Here is a 16,010-nt window from a genome sequence, read left to right as displayed (position 1 = left end):
TATGAATAAAGAATGTTTATAGTACCGAATAAGTCAGGGATTTCATTATTATGTCCTCTGAAGATTTCGAAGGCGAAAATGATGCTATCAAATCATATAACAAAAACCTTCTTGCCGAATTCAGGGAGTATCTTACAAAAAAGGAGCTTACTCCAAGAACCATTGAAAAACATCTCCAAAATGTCGATTTTTACATAAATGTGTTTCTGCTGTACTATGAAGAGCAGGATGCCCGGGATGGTGTCACTGAGATTAGCATGTATCTGGGATTCTGGTTTATCAAAAAAGTTCACTGGAGTGGTATTTCAGCAATAAATGAGAATGCTTCGAGCCTTAAGAAGTTCTATCAGTTTATGTTTGAGAAAGGTGAGATTACCAAAGAGGAGTTCACTGAACTGAAAGAAACAATAAAAGAGGAGAAGCCGGAATGGATTGCAACTATGGAGAGATACCTTGATGAAGATATTGAGGATATGGATGAAGTATGGGGCTTTTAGCGCCAGAGTATCATCAATGACGTGTCTGAAAGCAGGACGAATTCAGTAATTATCAAACCGGGCTATGACAGAACTGAAGAAAATGGCATGGAGCGATGTAAAGAACGTTCTTTCAGAGAAAGAGAAGAAGGAACTGATAACATTAATAGGTGATCTTTACAGGCTGAATAAGGATAATAAAACGTTTCTCCACTCCCGTTACCCAACTGGAGAGGCGTCTCTTGAGCCTTACTGTAAAAAAATCTCAGATGCACTGTATCCCCCCATAACAGGGAGGAGGAGTGTGAATTTCTCTGCTGGAAAAAGGGTTATATCCAGTTATTTTAAGGCAACAAACGATATAGTCGGGAAATTAGAACTCATGGCCCATTATGTTGAGATGGGCACAAAGTACACTGTCGACTATGGTGATATGTGGGAAAACTTCTATCTCAGCCTTGAAAGAATGTTTGAGAAGATTACAGAAGAGCTTGACTCACAGCCTGATGGTATAGTCGATCATTTTCTACCCCAACTTGAAAAAATTGTTGATATGGCATCAGGCATGGGGTGGGGCTATTATGACACCCTGGTTGAGTTACTGTGTGATTTTTGTGATAGGAATGGGAGAGAACTGTCATTGTTCGAGGACTGAACAATCTGATGAAGGATCATTAAATGTCTGCATGTTTTCGCACAAACCAGAGAACAGGGGAGAGAATTAATCCTTTATCCTGGATAATGGGACGTAGGCATCTTTGCTGCGGCTTCTCCAGATCCTGAACTCTTCTTCAAGCCTGCGTCTCTTCTGATCCCCGTTCATCTCTGCAGGCTCCGTGTTGACGTGTTCAGGTGATGAAATCAGCATCCCCGCCCTACAGGTACTCTCTCCGTACCAGCTGTACAGCCTCGCACATCCGGGAGAGTTTGGCAAATGCACCCTCCGGCGTATGCATCCGAAGCCCGCAGTCCGGGTCGATCAGGATCGTATCATGCGAGAATATATCGACACACCGCTCGATCCTCTGTTGTATCAGTTCAACTGGCTCCACCTCGTGGTCAGAGGAGGCGACACACCCGCAGCCGACCATCTTTCCTTTAAGGTCTTTACCAGTGAAGATCTCAAGATTCTCAGGCTGGGTCGCTGCCTCGATATCAAGGATCGCGATCGGCAGCCTGAGGAGGTGATCGATGATCCCTGCAAGCGGTCCGCAGACATGGAGGCAGACCGGGAGATCCACCTTTTCTGCGATGATTCCAATCGCCTCTGCCCCTGTTCCGATATCGGCAGCTCCTGTTGAGAGGATCGGCTCATCGATCTGGATGATACAGACCCCTTCTTTTGCGAGTGCCTGTCCTTCTGCGGCAAGGGCATGCGCAATATCGATCACAAGCTCCTCCCGGTTCCGGTATGCGGGCGTCTGGATCCGGAGGGCATGGGCAATTGACGAGGGGCCGGTGAGGATGCCTTTCACCCTCTTCGTTTTCGTAAGCGCATACCGGGTATCAGAGACGGTGATCCCGGTTGGCGCTGCCTGCACAGACGAGATGACGGAATCATCCCGTATACCGGGCAACTTTCCCGTGAATGCCTGGATCATCCCCTCCCGGACCTGCCCGTCGGAGATGATATCGATCCCGGCACGTATCTGCTCGGAAACAGCAAACCGAACCGCATGCTTGTAGGGGTCGAGGACTGCTGAGAGTCCTGTTCCTTTCACTGCGGGGAAGCTTCCGACAACGGTTGTCGGGAGGATCATACCGGGATCGAAGACAGGCGAAGACATGGCTTATGGGGTGACACGGTGGCGATCCCGTGGGAAGAGGACCGCTTCACGGATATTCTGGAGATTGCACATCGTCATGACGAGCCGCTCGGCACCAAGCCCCCAGCCGGCATGCGGCGGCATCCCGTACTGGAAAGGCTTCAAATAGAACTCGAAGCCTTCGGGGGAGAGTCCCTTGGACTTGATCTGCGCAACCAGCTGGTCATAGACATGGCACCGCTGTGCACCGGATGAGAGCTCCATCTTCGGGTGCATCAGGTCGAATGCATTGCATATCGAAGGATCGGCAGCAGAGGGCATCGCATAGTACGGCCGGATGGCGGTCGGCCATTCGGTGATGAAGTAATGGGTGCCCATCTCCTCGCCTACCGCCCGCTCAGACGCAGTTCCGAGATCATCGCCGTATGCGATCGGCTCTTCCATCTTTCTGGCCGCAATCTCGATTGCTTCTGCATAGGGGAGGCGGGGGAGCGACTTCTCAGGCACCTGGAGATTTGGGATTCCGAGGAGTTCAAGCTCGGCAGTGCAGTTCTCTGCAACCGAGGAGTAGATCTCGTGCATAAGCCTCTCAAGGAGCACCATCACATCATTATGGTCGGCAAAGGAGACCTCGACATCGATCGAGGTTGCCTCATTTAGGTGCCGGACGGTGTTATGCTCTTCAGCCCGGAAGATCGGGCCGATCTCAAAGACCTTCTCGCAGCCAGCTGCCATCATCATCTGCTTGTAGAGCTGCGGGCTCTGGCTCAAAAACGCCTCCTTCTCAAAATATGCGATCGGGAAGAGTTCGGTGCCCCCTTCGGTTGCAGCTGCCACCACTTTCGGGGTAGTGATCTGGAGGAACTCCTCCCTGAAGAGGAAGCTGTGGGTTGCTTCCATCACGCGGGATCTGATCGAGAAGATTGCAGCGATCCTCGGCCGCCTGACATCGAGGAAACGGGCATCGAGCCGGGTATCGATCTCAGCAGGCACCTTCTCGGCGACATCAAGGGGGAGCGGGGAGGCCGCCTTTGCGAGGATCTCAAAACTTTCGGGGACAAGTTCCCGGCCGCCGGGCGCCTTTTCGGTTGCCTTGATGATCCCTGAGACGCGGACCACAGACTCCCGTGATACCTCTTTGATTGCAATTAATACCTCTTCGGGAACTTTCTTCTTTGGAACCGTCACCTGCATGATCCCGGTCCGATCCCGGATCAGGAAGAAGGCAAGGCCCCCAAGATCCCGCTCTTCATGAACCCATCCGGCGATTGTGGCACGCTCAAGTGTGGGCGTTACGTCTCGTATTGGTATGCGCATAAAATCCAGTACTGGTACTTCGTGCAAGGTGAAGAGGTTTGTGCCATCAGGGATGCAACCCGGCAATTACAGGGTTAAATATATCTGCCTCTCTCCCAATCATCGATCGATATATGATGACTGCCGATCTTGCCCTCTTTCACCAGACGATCATCGAGCGGATGAATGCCCTGGTCACCTTCCTCGCGCCGGATGGAACGATCCTCTTCTGGAATGTTGCTGCCGAACAGATTACCGGCTATCCTGCCGGGGAGGTGGTCGGAAAGAATGAGGTCTGGAAGCGCCTGTATCCGGATCCCGGGTACCGGAAAGAGATCACGAAGCTGATCACGGATGTGATCGAGGAAGAGGCATATCTCCGGAATTTTGAGACGCGGATCATCACAGAGGATGGCAGAGAGAAGCATATCTCATGGAACACAAGCGAAGTCAGATCACCCGGGGGCACCATCACCGGGTATGTGGCTGTCGGGGTGGATATCACCGATAAGGTTCAAAACAAACGCCAGCTCCGTGAACGCGAGGAGCTCTTCCACGGGATCACATCAGCAGCCTATAACGGGATCATCCTCCTGGACGAACACGCAATCATTACATACTGGAATCCGGCGGCAGAGCGGATATTCCTGTATCAGAAACAGGAGGCAAGAGGCAGCACAGTCATCGACCTCCTTGCGCCGGATACTGACCGCAACAGATGGCAGTCGGTGCTTGCAAAGATCGGCTCCTATGAGCTTGATGCCAGAAGAAAGGATGGCAGCCTGATCCCGGCCGAACTCAACATCTCACGGGTCACGATCAAAAACCGTCCTCATATCATCATCCTGATCCGTGATATGACCGAACAGAAGCGATCAGAGTCGCAGATGCGGCTCCTCTCGACGATCGTACAGACCTCACAGGAGGCGATCGTCAGCGTCTCCGTCTCCGGCACCATACTCTCATGGAACAAAGCAGCAGAAGAAATGACAGGTATTCCGAAAGAGAACGCCCTTGATGCGCCGATTCTGGATCTGATCCGGCTGAAGGAGGGAGAAGATCGGATTGCTGAGGCGATCTCACAATCGGATCATGCGTTGGTCTCCGCCATCCTGCCGGACAGCCGGGGAATGGAGCATGACGTGATCATCTCTGTAACGCCGCTCTCCGGTGGTGAAGGCTTCTCGCTTCTCATCCGGGATATCACAGAGGTGAAGAAGGCGCAACGGACGATGATCGCGTATATCAGGGAAGCAACAGCCCGTCTGAAGATGCCGGTTGAGGTTGTGCATGAGAATATCGAGGATATCCTCGGGATGTTCGATGATGATACCATTGATTGTGATAGTGCCGCCCTCAGGCTGAGGGTGCAGATGACCCACCTGGCACAGATTGCAGAGACGATCCGGGAACTCAATGCCGCCCTCACTGGTGAGGGCACAGATATTCCTGAGGCATACCGATTGTTCCTCCTGGAGTGACCATGTCAGATGCAAAAGCTCCTCATCTGATCGAAGAGGGGGAGATCTATCTCCTCCTTGCAGAGCCAAAAGATATGAAGAAGGCCTCGATCCAGCTGGCTGGTGAGATCACCGCTGCCGGCTATGCCGCGATCGTGATCACCACTAACCAGCCCTCGCCGATCCTGAGAATGCTCTACAAAAAAGCCGGAATCGATCCACAATCAGTCTGGTATATCGATGCGATCACCCGGTACTCCCTTGGAAAGGAGCCCGACTCCGATCCGATGACGACCTATGTCAACCACCCCTCAAACCTGACCGATATGGGAATTGCCGTCACCACCATCCTGAAGCAGATGGAAGGGAAAAAAGCCTGCATCATCCTTGACTCGGTATCGACGATGCTGATCTACCTCCCCACCCAGAACATCTCAAAATTCATGCATTTCGTGACGAACCGCCTCCGCCTCGCCGGGGTGGCAGGGGTCTTCCTTGCAGCAGAGAAGGGGCTTGATCCCGATCTCCTGATGCAGCTCTCCACCTTCGTTGATACTGTCCTTGAGGATTAATGTCAGGAGATCCTCCTGAATTTTTCCGTGGGCACATTTATCTCAAACCTGGCCCCCTCTCCGTAGGTTCCGGTCTCTCTGATTGTGATCCCTGTGATCGAGAGGATCTCGCTCACAAGATAAAGTCCAAACCCATGGCTCCTTCCAAACGCAGGCCTGAAGATCGTCTCCTTCTTTCCGTCAGGAACACCCGCGCCATCATCTTCACAGATGATCCTGAGTAGATCTGCGCTCTCCTCGGCATACCACCTGATGTATGTGAGCGTCTTTCCATGGATGAGTGCATTTCCAATGAGATTTTCGAAAACGCGGGGCAGCATTGGATCCGCATAGATCTCGTAGCCGGCAAGTTCATTCTCAATTCCAATAACCACGTTTTCTTTGTGATCAGCACGGTACTGCTCGAGAATCTGCTCAAGCGACTGCCATGTGGGCGCATCAATCCCCATGTCCTGGTAATCACGTGAAAACTCATTCTTCCTCTGTATCGCCCGGATCTGTTCGCGAAGGCCATTGATGTACCGGATGGTATCCGGCGGCATACCTGTTGTATCGATCAGGTACAGGTACCCTTCGGCGGCTGTGATATTGTTTACAATATCATGCCGGGTGAGGCTTGTCAGTAGATTCAGCTTTTTATTGGCGAGATGGAGTGCTTTTTGATCTTCGACTGATCTGGTGATGTCTGTAAAAATGGTGGCAAATCTATCTTTCTTTTCAGAGAAGACAGATATCTTGAAGTACCGGTTCAGATGCGGGAGATACTCCTCAAAGGTGATTGGCTGTCCATTATCTGCAACAGTGGCGTATCGCTTCAGGAATGGCGGCTCTTCCAGTCCATAGAGATCACGGGATGTTTTACCGATCGCATCTGCTGCCGGAATGGAGAGGCTCTCTTCAAATGCCGGGTTCACCTCAAGGATCCGGTAATCAACAGCATTCCCCTCATCATCCCTCATGATCTCATGGAATGCAAACCCTTCGGTCATCGCATTGAAGAGCCCCCGGAACTTCCCCTCGCTCTCTGCGAGATCACGGTACAGGATCTCAAGCGGACGCCTGATCCCGGTATCTACAAGTGCGAGGTAGATGAGGGCAAACGAGATGATCTTGAAGAGATGGCCAATGAGATTCGAGAGCCCGTAGACATCGATGTAGAAGGTGAATGCAAGTTCTGCGATAATGGTTGTTCCAAGCGCTGCGATCATCAGGTGAAGTATCCGGGGCTCGAAATATGCCTTCTTCTGGTAGAGGAGTAGTACTGTGGCGGCGAAGAGGATCGAGAGGAGGTATTCCATATAAATCTTGAAGGGTGTCAGCCCGCTCCCCTCGATGAAACAGTCAGGGAATACCCCAGGTGAGAATATTGACCAGATGAGGGCGGTGACGAGGGCCAGATAGATCCCGAACTGAATTTTCGGGTTCACTCTTCTCGGGATAAGTACCGCTGCGATCAGGAGTGTTGCCGCCTCGAGGCTCCGGGCTGCTATCCAGAGCTGTGTTGGGAGGTTCGCATCGTACCCGGCAAAGATATTCATCCCCTTAAAAGCGAGGGTGTGCAGGAGATCAATACCCACGATGAAGAGGTATCCGATCCCAATGAAGAGGAGGTAGCTGTTCTCGATCCGATCCCGTGCCGTCCACGCGATCATAAAGATGAGGCATCCGATAACAATCGAGAAGAGCTCGGCTATAGTATGGAAGAGGAGGTAATTGACAAGCGATGTCAGTGTTGTTGCAACCAGAAAAATGAAGAGCGTGAGGAAGAAGAATCGCAGGCGCCTATCGTCAGATGAGCCCATGAGCCCTGCACCACTCCTCTTCCTGTGCGATCAGTTCATCCATCTCTTTGATATCCTCATCCCACGCTTCACAGGAATCACCCGATGGTGTTACGCACTGGGCATTGATACCCTCATAGATCTGGCGGAGCACCCTGAGGCGGCGGCGGTGCAGGGAAATCTCATGCCGCTCCTCCGGAGATGCCGTCCCCTTCATCTCTTCTGCAACCTTCTCATCCTCGGAAAGCTCGGTAAATATCTGCTGTATGGCCTTTGTGAAGGGCTCCATCCGGATCGGCTTTTTAATCCACCCGCAGATATGGGGTCCATAGGCGAGCATCTCAGAGGGGAGGAAGATCTTGCCGGTCATAAGGACAATCGGTATTGTTCTGTATTCCACATTAGAGTAGATCTCCCTGAGGGTATCCCACCCATCCATCGGTTCCATCATAATGTCGAGGAGGATCATGTCCGGCCTGATATCGACGAGGGTATTGAGGCAGGCTCTCCCCCCGTCCGCGGTGATGACAGTATACCCGCACCGTCCCTCCAGCACCTCGGTTATGATCCCCCTGAGCACCTCGTTATCATCGACAAAGAGGATCAGGGGATGTCCGTTCTTTCTCCTGGGTGGCATGCTCCCGGATTCGGTTGCCATGACGATTCATTCTCCTCTCTTCTTTAATAAAGCATTGCTCATGATCCGATCCCGGCGATCCGTTCAATGAGCGGCATCAACCGGTTGACAAAGAGTGTTCCATGATCGATGAGTTCACGGATGAGATTGAGAATGCCATCGATGGTGATGCCATCAGGGAAGATCTCGCCCTTTGGAGGTGGTGGGAGCGGGGTCATCTCCGGGGTCGGCAGGGGTGTGGGGCTCTCTGTTCCTGGTGGTGTGGTGGCCGGGGTGACTGTTGGCACCGGGGTGGGCAGATCGGTTGGTGCCGGAGTCTCTGTCGGGATGATCGTGACAACTCCTGCGGGATGGGCGAAGATCGCACCCTCCCTTACATAGCCGTCAGGACCGCACTGGGTGATCTCGAGGAGCGGCGCAGTTACTCCGGCGGGCACCACTCCGGTGACGGCAACAGAGAGGCCGAGGTTCTCGCGTGCCGGATAGGAGAGTTCAAAACCCGTGATGGTATAGAAATAGCCGCTCCGGGGGTTTCGTGGGATTTCAGCTCCCCCCTTGTGGATGCTGACCGCCCATGTAGCATTTATTAAACGGGTCTGGAGCCTGAGCGTATCACTTGTTGGAAACGTGATGTGGGGGATTCTGTCGAAGTAGAGGTATGTCCTGAGCGTTGTGGTCTCTCCGGGATTAAGGAGTCCGGTAGGGGTGGTTGATCGCTCAGACACCGTGAACGCCGAGAGATCCGGAGGGGATGGGGCGGCGACCACCGGATCCGGTGGTGTGCCTGAGGGGACGCTTCCGACAGGATATGCCGTCTGTGCGATCAGGTACTCATTCTCCCCGCGGAGCGTATAGGAGCCGTCGAGCTGGCGTACTGAGAGTATGGTGATCTTCCCCGGCTCAGCCAGCTGGGGAACGGTGCCCGATACGCGGATAGTCAGGGCGATATCGTCACCGGATGGATACGAGAGTTCCCATCCCGGGATCATCTCCCTGCTCTTACTGCTCTGCCTCAGGGTGCTCACGCCACCCGATCGGTGCATATCAACCGTCCAGCGGGGATTTGTGAGACCTGTCCTGAGTTCCAGTGTGTCTTCTGATGGGAACGAGCGTGGGTCAAGGCCGGGAAATGTGATGAAGATCTCAAGCTCCAGCTCCTCACCATAGACGGGGTACCCTTCCGGGACCCCCTCGGCCCTCTCCACAAGGAAGGCTCCGGCAGAGGAGACCAGAAGGAGCAGCAAGGTAATGCAGAAGGCTCCTCGTCTGAACATACCCAGACATCATCGCCGTGATGAAAGAGGCTTTCGTTTCATACAACAAAGTTTCGTACATGCATCTGACGGTACTCATAGAGAACACCACCTTGATTGACCGGTACTTCCGGAGTGAACCCGGACTTTCATTGTATATTGAGGATGGCGATACCCGCATCCTCTTTGACTGCGGGTATTCGGATCTCTTCATCGGGAATGCCGCTGCAATGGGCATCGATCTCCTTGATCTTGATGCAGTCGTCCTCTCCCATGGCCATATCGATCACACCGGCGGCCTGCCGCCCCTTGCTGCACTTCATATCAGGGCAGGAATCGAGGGGAAACCAGCCAAAGAGCCTCTCTTCATCACCCACCCGGCAACCTTCGGGAGGAAGAAGGCAAAAGAAGGCGGAGATGCCGGCTGCCCGGTCTCCCCTGAGTATCTCTCAATGTTTGGGGAGGTGAAGATCTCCGTCTCTCCGCAGAACGTCTCAGATCGGATCACCTTCCTCGGCGAGATTCCAAGGACTGATCCAAAACAGATAGCACAGAGCAGCGCCTGTGTCAAGACCCAAAACGGGTGGGTACCCGATCCTGTCATCGAGGATTCGTGCCTCGTGTACCGGGGAAGTGAGGGGCTTGTACTCATCTGCGGCTGCACCCATGCAGGGATCGAGCATACGGTTGCATACGCGCGGAGTGTCTGCGGGGATGATCGGGTTGCAGCAATCATCGGAGGTCTCCACCTCTATTCGGCAACACCTGCCCGGATCGATGAAGTCTCCCGATGGTGTGCAGAGTCGGACATTGGCGTCATCTTTCCCTGTCATTGTACCGGGCTTCCTGCAACCATTGCACTCTCTCATCACCATGCAATCACGCCCATCGGGGTGGGATCATACCTCTCATGGGATGAATAATGCGGTTTTAGCCGGACAAAGTTTAAACTCTCTGCAGTTCGAATGATGCATATGGTTGTTCCCTCAAAGGTATTCTTCACAAAAGGGGTGGGTGTCCATAAAGACAAACTCGCCTCATTTGAGCTTGCACTCAGGAAAGCCGGGATCGAGAAGTACAATCTTGTGTATGTCTCGAGTATCTTCCCACCAAACGCAACGATCGTCTCCCCGGAAGATGGTCTCAAAGAACTCAATGCAGGCGAGATCGTCTACTGTGTGATGGCACGGAATGAGACGAAGGAGCCAAACCGCCTGTTATCATCTGCAATCGGACTCGCACTCCCAAAAGATGCAAATGAGTACGGGTACCTCTCAGAGCACCATGCCTATGGTGAGACTGCGTTTGTCTCGGGTGAATATGCAGAGGATCTTGCCGCAACGATGCTTGCGACCACCCTTGGGATCGAGTTTGATCCCGATAAGGCATGGCAGGAACGGGAACAGATCTATAAGGCGAGTGGAAAGATCATCAAGACGACCCATATCTGCCAGTCTGCAGAAGGTGATGCGGATGGTAAATGGGTGACCGTCCTTGCAGCCGCTGTCTTTGTCCTCTGAAGCAGGATAATCAGCATCCAACTTTTTTAGAAGGTGGTCAGAATATGGAGATCATAGGCATTCCTCTTACAGATCTCTACACCTGGGTTCTCATCCCCATCTTCATCGTCATCGCACGTATGTTCGATGTCAGCATGGGAACCCTCCGGATCATCTTTGTTGCACGGGGGTACCGGTTCCTTGCACCTGCACTTGGGTTCTTTGAGGTGATCATCTGGCTCCTTGCCATCGGGGAGATCATGAAGAACCTGAATAATCCTGCCTGTTATATTGCCTATGGGCTTGGGTTTGCGCTTGGGAATTATCTGGGCATCATCATTGAAGATCACCTCTCCATCGGCCAGGTGATCGTCAGGGTGATCACAAACCGGGATGCATCACAGCTGGTAGATGCATTAAAACAGAAGAATTTCGGTATCACCTCGATCAATGCCGAAGGTGTAACCGGGGATGTCAAACTGATCTTCTGTGTCATCAACCGTTCCCGGCTCACCGAAGTGATCGAACTGATCAAACACTTTAATCCAAATGCCTTCTACTCGATTGAGGATGTCCGATCGGTAAAAGAGGGGATATTCCCCCTTGAAAAACCGGGTTTTCTCAGTTCACGGCTGAACGCGATGAAGGTCCGGAGAAAACAGAAGTAGCCTCACCTTCTTTTGATCTGCTCGATCGCCTCGAATGCCTCACGGCGTACAGAAGGATCGCTGTCATGGAGGAGATCAGTCAGCGGCTCATGTGCCTCGAAGCTCCTGATCTCACCAAGGATCACCGCGGCACGTTTTTTGACCGAGGGGTCCTCGTTCTTCAGGTACACGATAAGCGATGGAATCGCAGGCTCTCCGATCCCGGCCAAAATCTCCATTGCACCTTCACGGATACGGAGATCGCTGCTCTCGAAGGCGGCGGTGATCTCCGGGAGTGCCATTTTTCCAAAACCGGAGAGTGCGGCAATAGCAGCATTTCTCACCTCGGGATCGGTGTCTGCGAGTGCCCCGACAAGATGTGAGACGGTATTCATATCCCTGATTCCGCCGAGGATCCGAACACCGGACCGGCGCATCAACGGGTTTTCGTGATGCAACAGCTCGATTACCTCTGTCCGCCCGGCAGATCCAATCCCAATCAGTGCCTCTTCGGCATAGGGGGATATTCCCCTCTCCGGGTCTCCCAGTGCCACAATCAGCGGTCCAACGGCGGGTTTTCCGATCCTGATACATGCGAGGATCGCAGCATTCCGTACCCTCTCGACAGGATCGGCAAGGAGTCCCAGTAGAACCGGTATCCCCTGTTTCTCAGGAAGATGCCCGAAGGCTTCTGCGGCTGCCGCCCTGACTGACTGATCGGAATCGCTGAGGGCTTTTGTGAGTGCTTCCCCACGCTCTGGTGCGTTTATTCTGGCGATCGCGCCGACTGCGCCTGCCCTGATATCCACGGAGGGGTGATCAAGTGCCGCTGCAAGGGCAGGAAATGCCGGCTTTCCGATGAGGGTGAGTGACCGGATCAGCTCTTTCCGTACATCTGTCCGGGCACCATCCAGTGCGGCAATCATCGGACCGATTGAAGGCTCCCCGATCCCGGCAAGCCCTGATCCGGCAGTTCTCCTTACTCTCCAGCTCTCATCATCGAGGCAATTGATCAAAAGCGGGATTGCCGGTGCGCCGATTCCGCTGATCGAATGAACCGCAGTGATCCGCACCTCGGGATCGGAGTTGCCGAGTGAATCATCCAGTGAGAGCCGCGGAAGATGTGACTCATCCACGCTCTCTGTTCTCTCCTCTTTCTGTTCATCACGTGATCTGAGCCATCTGAATAAACCCATGGTAGCACCTCTCTGAGAAGGTATCGTCTGATACAGGGTATAAAACTACCTTTTTGGTTCCCTAAAAAGCTGCCCTACCTCTGACCCCGGATGATCGAAAGCAGATCCCAGGCAAGGGATTCGCTCTGTTTCTGCGATGTCATCATCGTATTGAGCCGGAGGCTGCCCGGAACTTCAATCTCGTCATTGAGATCCTGGATGAAGAGATCAACGACATCACCATATGCTTCACGCGTTCCCCGCGAATCGGGAGTCTTTCCCCAGGCTTTCATCAGTGCCGCAGCCGGGCCGGATACCGGCCGGCTCCCGATGAACGGGCTGATTGCGATGACAAATACTTCGCTGAGTGCATCCCTGACCCCTTCACACTCAAGGATCGGCCCGATGCTTGTCACCGGGTTTGAAGGGCCGATGATCACGGAATCACTCTTCTGAATCGTTTCGATGACGGCATCGGTTGCAACAGGCGGGATCGTACACTCACGGATGATCCCCGAGATTTCGACATTGCCCCGGTGGGTTACCCAGTACTCCTGGAAATGCATGGGGCCGTTCTCTGTTGCCACATGGGTTGCAACCGGGGTGTCACACATCGGGAGCACAGTGGCTTCAACACCAAGAGCAGCAGCGACCTTCGCTGTTGCTTCGGTGAGTGTCTTTCCCTCCCGAAGGAGGTTTCCGCGTGCGATATGGATGCCCCGGTCCCGGTCGCCGATTGTGATTGATTCGGGCATCCCGATCCGCTCCAGGTACCGGTTCGTCTCAAGGCTATCGCCCCGGATCCCCCACCATGTCTCTGTGTTTAAGATCCCGGCAAAGAGGTACAGTACGGTATCGATATCGGGGGAGAGGTGGTTTCCGGAGATCCAGACATCCTCGGCTGTATTGACGATGACAGAGAGTTCGGAATCATGGAGCACCTGCCGCATGCCCCGGATCAGCTTCGGGGTTCCGGTGCCCCCCGAGAGGAGAGTAATCATACAGATGATCTCTTCTTCAGAAGTGAAGAGCCTTTGCGGGTGATCCAATATAGGCAGGTTTTTCGTATCATATGCCCATTATCGATGATAGGAATCCTGTTGTTATGGAAGGATATCCCGCTCCTTATCTTACGTTCTTTGCCGAAAAAACAGAGGATCTCGTCTATCGGCTCAGGCTCCCGCGCCGGGGAGAGCCGGAGGTACTCTTTATCTCGGGATCTGTCCGCACTATACTCGGCTACACTCCCGAAAATTTCTCCGATGATCCCTCCCTGCTCAGGCACCTCCTGACAGATGATGATCCCGGCTTCTTCAGCGAGTTGTCCCGGAAAGATGGTGAGTGTACATACACCCTTCACCTCAGGGCAAGGGATGGATCTATACGGGTGATCGAGACGAAGAATGCCATGATCACCGATCCAGAGACCGGAGATCTGATCATTGAGGGTATCGGAAGGGATGTAACTGAAAGGATCGGGCGTGAGAAGGAGATTGTATCAAGGGATTGCATCCTTGAAGCAGTCGGGTATGCGGCATCCGGTTTCCTCTCACAAGGAGACTGGGAGAGCCGGATACAGACTGCGCTCAGGAGGCTTGGGGAGGCGGCGGATGCCTCGGGCGCCTATCTCTATATGCTTGACCGGAATAGTAAGAATCCGGTTGCCTGCCTGAAAGGTGAATGGGCTGCTGAAGGAATCCGTTCAAAAAACCCGGATCAGCTTGATGCCTCGATCTATGGGGAAGGTTTCGACCTCCTCCGTGGCGGAGATGTGATCTTAGGATCGGTAGCCGATCTCGGATCCATTGGAGAACTGGTCCGGATCGCATCTCCTGATACACATTCGGTTCTGGTCGTCCCGATCATCGTCCATGGGACCCTCTCCGGATTCATCGGCTTTAATGAATGCCGCCATGCACGGGCCTGGAGCCAGCAGGAGATCCAGGCGCTTGAGACTGCGGGCAGGATAATCGCAGCTGCAATTATTCGTGATGCCGATCACCGGGCACTTGCCGAAAGCGAAGCCCGGTTCCGGGGTATCTTTGAGCACGGCCCTGTGGGCATTGTCCTGGCAGGCCCCGATTATATGATCATCGAAGCAAACCCCGCCTTCTCCCGGATGATCGGGTACTCAAGGGACGAGCTCTTGTTCTTCTCTTTCAGGGATATTACGCATCCTGATGACATTCCCGGAAACGAACGCGGGATTATGGATCTGATGCAGGGGAAGCTGCCGATCTACCGGATGGAGAAGAGGTACATCAGGAAGGGCGGGAGCGCCTTCTGGGCGGATGTGACAGTCGCACCCGTTGCCACACCGGATGGAAGAGGCTATATCGCAATGATCCGGGACATCTCACTCCGGAAGGAAGCAGAGCAGAAGCTTGCCGAGAGCGAGGAGATGCACCGCTCGTTCCTCCAGCATTTTCATGGTATCGTCTACCGGTTTGTTGAAGGAGAACCCGTCTTCCTCCATGGTGCCGTCACCGGGATCACCGGATACCGCCCAGACGAGATCGGCACCGGCAATCCCTCATGGTCATCGCTGATCCATCCTGCCGATGCACCGGATATCATGAGCCGGTACGATCATCTCTATGCCTCCCCAGGCGAACATTTCAGTGCAGATTACCGGATTATTCATCGGGATGGCAGTATCCGATGGGTGCATGAGGTGATCAAACACAGGATCGGAGAGACCGGCTGCTCCATCATCGAGGCATCGATCTTTGATATCACCAGCAGGCGGGAGATGGAAGAGGAGCTCTCCCGTTCAAATGAGAAGCTCAACCTCCTCCAGAGCGTAACACGCCATGATATCTTCAACCAGCTCAACAGCCTCTCCGCATACACGGAACTGATGAAGGATCTGATCACCGACCCACAGGCATCCGAGTATTGTGCAGGCCTTGAGGCAACCATCGAGCGGATCCACAGGATCTCTGCATTCACCCAGGATTACCAGAGGGTCGGGGTTCATGGGCCTGCCTGGCAGGATCTCCGGATGGTGATCAACCGGGGATTTGGTACAAGGAGCCCGGATGGGATCACGCTCGAGAACGAGGTATCGGGATACGAGATCTATTCTGATCCCCTCCTTGAGAAGGCGATGTACAACCTCGTCGATAATACGATGAAGTATGGGGGGAACTCGGTATCCCGGTTCCGGGCCTCGTGCCGTGAGGCCGAAGGGGATCTCTGTATCTGTCTCGAAGATGACGGGGATGGGATCGATTCATCACTACAAGCCCATCTCTTCGAGTATGGGGCGGGGAAGGGTACCGGTCTTGGTCTCTTCCTGATCAGTGAGATCCTCTCGATCACCGGGATCTCGATCAAAGCTGCCTGTGGCACTCTTGGGGGTGCAGCCTTTGAAATCCGGGTTCCGCATGGCAGCTGGCGGGGAGGGGTATATAATACCTCTCGTGCCTCATAGATCTCACTATGC

The 16,010-nt window shown here is 53.5% G+C and carries 15 protein-coding genes; 8 read left to right on the top strand and 7 right to left on the bottom strand.

The window, feature by feature from the left end; translation table 11 throughout:
• Positions 1–50: 50 nt before the first annotated feature.
• Both ACYUBO_RS11330 and ACYUBO_RS11325 read left to right on the top strand, forming a co-directional pair.
• A complete protein-coding gene (locus ACYUBO_RS11330) occupies positions 51–497 on the top strand; it encodes a hypothetical protein (protein ID WP_460374615.1) in 447 nt (148 codons plus the stop codon).
• A 64-nt stretch (positions 498–561) separates the two neighbouring features.
• Positions 562–1,131 (top strand): DUF6155 family protein, encoded by a 570-nt coding sequence (locus ACYUBO_RS11325; RefSeq protein ID WP_460374613.1) that lies wholly within the window; start codon positions 562–564, stop codon positions 1,129–1,131.
• A gap of 220 nt (positions 1,132–1,351) precedes the next feature.
• On the opposite strand, the gene ACYUBO_RS11320 is transcribed toward ACYUBO_RS11325, so the two are convergent.
• Positions 1,352–2,263: a methionine synthase gene (locus ACYUBO_RS11320; RefSeq protein ID WP_460374611.1), complete on the bottom strand. Its 912-nt coding sequence runs from the start codon at positions 2,261–2,263 to the stop codon at positions 1,352–1,354.
• Positions 2,264–2,266: 3 nt separating this feature from the next.
• Positions 2,267–3,559 carry an aspartate--tRNA(Asn) ligase gene (aspS, locus tag ACYUBO_RS11315; RefSeq protein ID WP_460374610.1) on the bottom strand — a complete coding sequence of 431 codons (1,293 nt, stop codon included), beginning with the start codon at positions 3,557–3,559 and terminating at the stop codon, positions 2,267–2,269.
• 113 nt (positions 3,560–3,672) lie between these two features.
• Here aspS and ACYUBO_RS11310 point away from each other — a divergent pair, with 113 nt between their 5' ends.
• Positions 3,673–5,019 carry a PAS domain-containing protein gene (locus ACYUBO_RS11310; RefSeq protein WP_460374608.1) on the top strand — a complete coding sequence of 449 codons (1,347 nt, stop codon included), beginning with the start codon at positions 3,673–3,675 and terminating at the stop codon, positions 5,017–5,019.
• A 2-nt stretch (positions 5,020–5,021) separates the two neighbouring features.
• The gene (locus tag ACYUBO_RS11305) at positions 5,022–5,570 is read left to right on the top strand and encodes a DUF7504 family protein (protein WP_300332631.1); all 549 of its coding nucleotides are present in this window, start codon (positions 5,022–5,024) and stop codon (positions 5,568–5,570) included.
• Between the two features lie 2 nt (positions 5,571–5,572).
• On the opposite strand, the gene ACYUBO_RS11300 is transcribed toward ACYUBO_RS11305, so the two are convergent.
• Genes ACYUBO_RS11300 through ACYUBO_RS11290 form a run of 3 tightly spaced genes read right to left on the bottom strand, consistent with a single transcriptional unit; the run spans position 5,573 to position 9,262 of the window.
• The gene (locus ACYUBO_RS11300) at positions 5,573–7,372 is read right to left on the bottom strand and encodes an MASE3 domain-containing protein (protein WP_460374606.1); all 1,800 of its coding nucleotides are present in this window, start codon (positions 7,370–7,372) and stop codon (positions 5,573–5,575) included.
• Positions 7,359–8,009 carry a response regulator gene (locus ACYUBO_RS11295; RefSeq protein ID WP_460374603.1) on the bottom strand — a complete coding sequence of 217 codons (651 nt, stop codon included), beginning with the start codon at positions 8,007–8,009 and terminating at the stop codon, positions 7,359–7,361. Before ACYUBO_RS11295 ends, ACYUBO_RS11300 begins: the two co-directional genes overlap by 14 nt.
• A 38-nt stretch (positions 8,010–8,047) precedes the next feature.
• Complete coding sequence (locus ACYUBO_RS11290; protein ID WP_460374600.1) at positions 8,048–9,262, bottom strand: hypothetical protein; 1,215 nt, start codon at positions 9,260–9,262, stop codon at positions 8,048–8,050.
• 59 nt (positions 9,263–9,321) lie between these two features.
• Here ACYUBO_RS11290 and ACYUBO_RS11285 point away from each other — a divergent pair, with 59 nt between their 5' ends.
• The 3 genes from ACYUBO_RS11285 to ACYUBO_RS11275 are packed head-to-tail and all read left to right on the top strand — an operon-like array spanning position 9,322 to position 11,408.
• Positions 9,322–10,164, top strand: coding sequence for an MBL fold metallo-hydrolase (locus tag ACYUBO_RS11285; protein WP_300332791.1), 843 nt, complete (start codon positions 9,322–9,324; stop codon positions 10,162–10,164).
• 51 nt (positions 10,165–10,215) lie between these two features.
• Positions 10,216–10,761 carry a pyruvoyl-dependent arginine decarboxylase gene (locus tag ACYUBO_RS11280; protein WP_300332793.1) on the top strand — a complete coding sequence of 182 codons (546 nt, stop codon included), beginning with the start codon at positions 10,216–10,218 and terminating at the stop codon, positions 10,759–10,761.
• Positions 10,762–10,805: 44 nt separating this feature from the next.
• Complete coding sequence (locus tag ACYUBO_RS11275; RefSeq protein ID WP_460374595.1) at positions 10,806–11,408, top strand: DUF2179 domain-containing protein; 603 nt, start codon at positions 10,806–10,808, stop codon at positions 11,406–11,408.
• Positions 11,409–11,410: 2 nt separating this feature from the next.
• Here ACYUBO_RS11275 and ACYUBO_RS11270 read toward each other — a convergent pair whose 3' ends face one another.
• Positions 11,411–12,583, bottom strand: a complete 1,173-nt coding sequence (locus ACYUBO_RS11270; RefSeq protein WP_460374592.1) for a HEAT repeat domain-containing protein — start codon at positions 12,581–12,583, stop codon at positions 11,411–11,413.
• Between the two features lie 74 nt (positions 12,584–12,657).
• On the bottom strand, positions 12,658–13,563 hold the full coding sequence (cofD, locus tag ACYUBO_RS11265) for a 2-phospho-L-lactate transferase (protein ID WP_460374589.1): 906 nt from the start codon (positions 13,561–13,563) through the stop codon (positions 12,658–12,660).
• A gap of 71 nt (positions 13,564–13,634) precedes the next feature.
• Here cofD and ACYUBO_RS11260 point away from each other — a divergent pair, with 71 nt between their 5' ends.
• Positions 13,635–15,998 (top strand): sensor histidine kinase, encoded by a 2,364-nt coding sequence (locus tag ACYUBO_RS11260; RefSeq protein ID WP_460374586.1) that lies wholly within the window; start codon positions 13,635–13,637, stop codon positions 15,996–15,998.
• Positions 15,999–16,010 lie beyond the last annotated feature (12 nt).

It is taken from the genome of Methanocalculus sp. MC3, from assembly GCF_054767395.1.
This window is presented reverse-complemented; position numbering and strand designations above follow the sequence as displayed.

Excerpts from the sequence above, each read along its gene's own strand:
- ACYUBO_RS11330 (WP_460374615.1), top strand. The coding sequence starts at position 51 with ATGTCCTCTGAAGATTTCGAAGGCGAAAATGATGCTATCAAATCATAT.
- ACYUBO_RS11325 (WP_460374613.1), top strand. The coding sequence starts at position 562 with ATGACAGAACTGAAGAAAATGGCATGGAGCGATGTAAAGAACGTTCTT.
- ACYUBO_RS11320 (WP_460374611.1), bottom strand. The coding sequence starts at position 2,263 with ATGTCTTCGCCTGTCTTCGATCCCGGTATGATCCTCCCGACAACCGTT.
- aspS (WP_460374610.1), bottom strand. The coding sequence starts at position 3,559 with ATGCGCATACCAATACGAGACGTAACGCCCACACTTGAGCGTGCCACA.
- ACYUBO_RS11310 (WP_460374608.1), top strand. The coding sequence starts at position 3,673 with ATGATGACTGCCGATCTTGCCCTCTTTCACCAGACGATCATCGAGCGG.
- ACYUBO_RS11305 (WP_300332631.1), top strand. The coding sequence starts at position 5,022 with ATGTCAGATGCAAAAGCTCCTCATCTGATCGAAGAGGGGGAGATCTAT.
- ACYUBO_RS11300 (WP_460374606.1), bottom strand. The coding sequence starts at position 7,372 with ATGGGCTCATCTGACGATAGGCGCCTGCGATTCTTCTTCCTCACGCTC.
- ACYUBO_RS11295 (WP_460374603.1), bottom strand. The coding sequence starts at position 8,009 with ATGGCAACCGAATCCGGGAGCATGCCACCCAGGAGAAAGAACGGACAT.
- ACYUBO_RS11290 (WP_460374600.1), bottom strand. The coding sequence starts at position 9,262 with ATGTTCAGACGAGGAGCCTTCTGCATTACCTTGCTGCTCCTTCTGGTC.
- ACYUBO_RS11285 (WP_300332791.1), top strand. The coding sequence starts at position 9,322 with ATGCATCTGACGGTACTCATAGAGAACACCACCTTGATTGACCGGTAC.
- ACYUBO_RS11280 (WP_300332793.1), top strand. The coding sequence starts at position 10,216 with ATGGTTGTTCCCTCAAAGGTATTCTTCACAAAAGGGGTGGGTGTCCAT.
- ACYUBO_RS11275 (WP_460374595.1), top strand. The coding sequence starts at position 10,806 with ATGGAGATCATAGGCATTCCTCTTACAGATCTCTACACCTGGGTTCTC.
- ACYUBO_RS11270 (WP_460374592.1), bottom strand. The coding sequence starts at position 12,583 with ATGGGTTTATTCAGATGGCTCAGATCACGTGATGAACAGAAAGAGGAG.
- cofD (WP_460374589.1), bottom strand. The coding sequence starts at position 13,563 with ATGATTACTCTCCTCTCGGGGGGCACCGGAACCCCGAAGCTGATCCGG.
- ACYUBO_RS11260 (WP_460374586.1), top strand. The coding sequence starts at position 13,635 with ATGCCCATTATCGATGATAGGAATCCTGTTGTTATGGAAGGATATCCC.